Here is a 4,146-nt window from a genome sequence, read left to right on the forward strand (position 1 = left end):
CTCGGCGATCAGTGGATCGCCGCTCGCGAAGCCGCACGGTACGAACCGTTGCTCACCTCGCCGCCGTACCCGCTGGGTCAGCGTGCCGGTGGCCTCCTGCCGTGCGCCATCGACGAGGACGGCGGCATCCTGTACTGGCATGCCGACGGTCCGGATCCGGATCGGTGGACCGTCGTCTACAGGGATGAGGACGGCGGCGCCTGGGTCGCCTTCCGGATCACTCTCGTCCCGTTCCTATACGCGGTCTTCAGCGGCGGCCTGCCCGAGCTCGGCTACGAAGAGGCCGGCTATCTGACTCGTCCCGTTCGGTTCGACCGCAACCCCTTCAGCTGACTGTCACTGAAGGGTGCCTCGTCACTTACCGGGGGATGGGGCGCATCCCGGTGGGGCGGTCGGCTGTCCTGCGGCGACCAGCGCCTGATTGACCTCGGTGGGGGAGGCGAGGCGGGTGAAGTCCGGCCCGATCGTCAGGTCGATCGTTTCGCCGGCGCGGCGGGCGTCGAACGACATGGTGACCTCGCCGCGCAGGTAGGCCCGCAGCAGGTTCGCGGCGCCGACCGCCTCGGGGCCGTAGCGCATGGCGGTGGCGTCGGTCGTCTTCCCGGGGGTGCCCGTCAGCACCGTGAGCCGGCGGTCACGCAGCCCCGCGACCACGTCGGCCGGCCCGGCCGGGGCCCCGCCGTCGATCACCCGGACGCGGACCTGAGCCGGGTCGGCCGGCAGAGCCAGCGTGCATGTCGGCGCCGACGGGCCTGCCGTTACCACGGGAGGCTGCTCAGGTCGTACGAGCATCATCATGGCGCCGGTCGTGCCCGCGGCAGCGGCGACCGCCGCGACGGCGCCCACCAGCCGGCGGTGGGCCCGGCGGCGGCCGCGGGCGCGGACCGTGGCGGCCGGGAGGACCCGCAGGTCGTCCAGGTCGGTGTCCAGCTGCCGGAGCCGGTCAGGAAGGGTACGGGACATCGATGGTCTCCTGATCGTGGTGGTCGAGCAGTTCGGCGAGGGTGGTCCGCGCCCGGGAGAGCTGGGCTTTGACCGTGCCTGGCGGGACACCCGTGGTTTCGGCGATGTCATTGACGGACATGTCGAGCAGGTAGTGCAGCGCGATGGCCCGCCGTTGTGGTTTCGGCAGGTGCTGCATGGCGTCGAGAACGGCGACCCGGTCCGGTGACGGGCCGGCGGTTGCCGCGGGCGGTGGTCCCAGGCGTGCGTGGGCGGCGAGCCGGCGGCGCAGGCCGCGCCACCGGTTGGCCATCAGGCGCCAGGCGACCGTGCGTACCCAGGCCTCCGGGTCGTCGTACCGGGTGACCTTGGGCCAGTGCTGCCAGGCTCGTGCGAATGCCTCCTGTGCGATGTCCTGGGCCTCGGACCGGTCACCGCAGGCGGCGTAGAGGTACAGCACGACTCGTCGGACCGCCGCGGTGTAGAAGGCGTCGAAGTCGGCGGTGTCGGTGTTCTGTGCTCGCACACCTGTTAACACACCGCAGCCGGTGATCCGGTTGCGCCCGTGCCGATCAACCCGACTCCGGCCCGAGCCGCAGGTGGCTGGTGATCCGGTAGCGGTCGCCGCGATAGACCGACCGGGTGAACTCGATGATCCGCCCGACGCTGTCGCGGGTGGTGCGCTCGAAGAGCAGCGCCGGTGAGTGGAGCGGCACGCCGAGCAGCTGGGCCTCGTGGGCGTCGGTGACCGTCGGCTCGGTGGTCTGCACCGCATCGGTCGGGTCCACGCCGAAGCGGTCGCGCATCAGCCGGTAGAGCGAGCCGGAGACGAAGTCGGTCGCGGCGATACCGGGGACCAGGGCGGCCGGCAGCCGGATGTTCTCGAGGGCCATCGGGTCCCCGTCGACGATCCGCCTGCGCATCACGTGCAGCAGGTCGTCGCCGGGGGAGATCTGCAGTCGCCGGCCGAGCCGGGCGCCCGCCGGTTCGGTACGGAAGACCAGCACCTCGCTCGTCCAGTCACCCTCGGCCGGCGGGACCGGCTGCCCGGATGCGGAGGGAACCTCCTGCGAGATCTTGCGCGGATTGGTGAACGTGCCTCGTCCGTGCTGCCGGACGAGCAGGCCGTCACGGGCCAGTTCGTCGATGGCCGCTCGTACCGTCGGCCGGGAGACACCGAGATGCGCGCACAGTGAGCGTTCCGACGGCATGGGATCGCCCGGCCCGCGCACGTCGATCAGCTCGCGCAGTTTGTCCCTTACCTCAGCACGCCGCACAGCACCACCCTAATGCCCTGCCGGGACGCCGCGCGCGCCGCCAGAAGTTGTCCAGTGGTCTGCCGCTGAGGATCTCGAGGCTCGGCGCATGGCTGTCGACCGCGTGCGGCGTGCCGGAGAATTAAGTTGCTCCACAGGAAATCCAGGCGTGAAGGTATTGACGTAGGCCACTGTAATGACCGACGGTACTCGGGCCGTTGATTTCCTTACCACTGGTCAACTTTGCGGCGGCAGGCCATCCCCCACCAGGCCGACCGGCGTACCCCCCACGAAGGAGCCCACCCCCATGGGACTTGAGCCGAAACGCAAGCTTGCCATCGGTGCGATCCTCGCCGTGGCCGCCACGGCCCTCACCGGCATCGGGATCGTCACCGCTCCGAGCAGCAGCGCCGCCGTCGGCTGCGGCGTGCTGTTCGACGACTTCAACTACGCGTCGCGCACCGATGCGGCGCTGAGCCAGCGCGGGTGGCGAATTCGGAGCAACGCCGGCGGCCCGGGCGTGCCCGGTGCGGGGTGGCCGGCCGACAACGTGTCGTTCCCGACCGTCGACGGGCAGAAGGTCGCGCAGCTGAGGGCGGCCACCAACGGCACCGCCGCGGGTACGTCGCACGCCGAGTTCTCGCAGAGCAACCGGCGGTTCTTCGAGGGAACGTACCTGGCCCGGATCAAGTTCTCCGACGCCCCGGCGAGCGGCGCCGACGGCGACCACGTGAACCAGACCTTCTACACGATCTCGCCGCTGGCCGCGCCGATGGATCCCACGTACTCCGAGCTGGACTTCTCCGAGTACCTGCCGAACGGCGGCTGGGGCGAGGCGGGCCCGATCAACTACCAGACCACCTGGTACACCTACGTCGCCGATCCCTGGTACGCCGACAACCAGCACAGCCAGCAGGCGCGGAGCATCAACGGCTGGCACGACGTGATGGCGACCGTCTCCGGTGGTCACGTGAAGTACTACATCGACGGCGCGCTGGTCGGTGACCACTCGGGCAAGTACTACCCCCGGCAGAACATGTCGATCGACTTCAACCAGTGGTTCATCGACCTGGCCGGGCACACCGGTGGCACCAGCACCTACCTGCAGTCGGTGGACTACGTCTACCACGCCAAGAGGCAGGTGCTGAGCCCGGCGCAGGCGGCCACGACGATCAACGGTTACCGGTCCGCGGGAACCACGCACGCCGACAGCGTCGCCACGACCAACGACTGCGACCCCGGCACCCCGCCGGGCACCGAACCGCCGCCCCCGGCCTCCGGCGCGACGATGCTCCAATCCAACTTCAGCGGCCGCTGCATCGACATCCCGGGCGCCAACCCGGTCGACGGAGCCCGGCTGCAGATGTACGACTGCAACAACACCGCCGCGCAGAAGTGGTCGTTCGAGTCCGACGGCACCCTGCGCGCGATGGGCAAGTGCATGGACCCGGCCGGTGGCGCGTCGGCCAACGGCACGCCGATCCAGTTGACCGGCTGCAACACGAACCCGGTGCAGCGGTTCACCTACACCTCCGTCCGGACCCTGGTGAACGTCTCGTCCGGCCGGTGCGTGGACATCATGGACTGGAACGGCAGCAACGGAGCGGCTTTGCAACTGTGGGACTGCGCCGCCACCGCCAATCAGGTCTGGGGCCGGCTCTGACCGACTCCGCTCCCGCTACGGCCTGGCCCGGCCCCGGCCGTAGCGGGCCAGGAACGTGGCGAAACCGGCGCCAGCCGTAAGGTGAGGTCATGGCCGCCGGACCGCTCGACATCACCTTCACCGCGACCCTCGGCAAGATCAGCGAGGGTGACACCTGGACCTGCGTCAAGCTGCCCGGCTCGGCCGAGATCTTCGGCACCCGGGGCCTCGTCAAGGTCGCCGGCACCGTCGACGGCGTGCCGTTCGAGGGTGCCTTCATGGCACTCGGCGACGGCACTCACAAGC

6 protein-coding genes are annotated in these 4,146 nt (G+C 70.1%); 3 read left to right on the top strand and 3 right to left on the bottom strand.

Annotated features, from left to right (window positions below; translation table 11 throughout):
- Positions 1-333, top strand: a 333-nt coding sequence (locus tag AB0M20_RS30165; RefSeq protein WP_364303711.1) for a hypothetical protein, incomplete at its 5' end; no start/stop codon positions are given.
- Between the two features lie 21 nt (positions 334-354).
- Here AB0M20_RS30165 and AB0M20_RS30170 read toward each other — a convergent pair.
- Genes AB0M20_RS30170 through AB0M20_RS30180 form a run of 3 tightly spaced genes read right to left on the bottom strand, consistent with a single transcriptional unit; the run spans position 355 to position 2,219 of the window.
- On the bottom strand, positions 355-963 hold the full coding sequence (locus AB0M20_RS30170) for a LytR C-terminal domain-containing protein (RefSeq protein ID WP_364303712.1): 609 nt from the start codon (positions 961-963) through the stop codon (positions 355-357).
- Complete coding sequence (locus tag AB0M20_RS30175; protein WP_364303713.1) at positions 944-1,468, bottom strand: SigE family RNA polymerase sigma factor; 525 nt, start codon at positions 1,466-1,468, stop codon at positions 944-946. The genes AB0M20_RS30170 and AB0M20_RS30175 overlap by 20 nt, the downstream gene beginning before the upstream one ends.
- A 46-nt stretch (positions 1,469-1,514) precedes the next feature.
- Positions 1,515-2,219, bottom strand: a complete 705-nt coding sequence (locus AB0M20_RS30180) for a GntR family transcriptional regulator (RefSeq protein ID WP_364303715.1) — start codon at positions 2,217-2,219, stop codon at positions 1,515-1,517.
- A 286-nt stretch (positions 2,220-2,505) separates the two neighbouring features.
- Here AB0M20_RS30180 and AB0M20_RS30185 point away from each other — a divergent pair, with 286 nt between their 5' ends.
- The gene (locus AB0M20_RS30185; RefSeq protein ID WP_364303716.1) at positions 2,506-3,861 is read left to right on the top strand and encodes an RICIN domain-containing protein; all 1,356 of its coding nucleotides are present in this window, start codon (positions 2,506-2,508) and stop codon (positions 3,859-3,861) included.
- A gap of 89 nt (positions 3,862-3,950) precedes the next feature.
- Positions 3,951-4,146, top strand: a 196-nt coding sequence (locus tag AB0M20_RS30190) for a DUF1905 domain-containing protein (protein WP_364303717.1), incomplete at its 3' end; no start/stop codon positions are given.

It is taken from the genome of Actinoplanes sp. NPDC051633 (assembly GCF_040681735.1).
Lineage (GTDB): Bacteria > Actinomycetota > Actinomycetes > Mycobacteriales > Micromonosporaceae > Actinoplanes.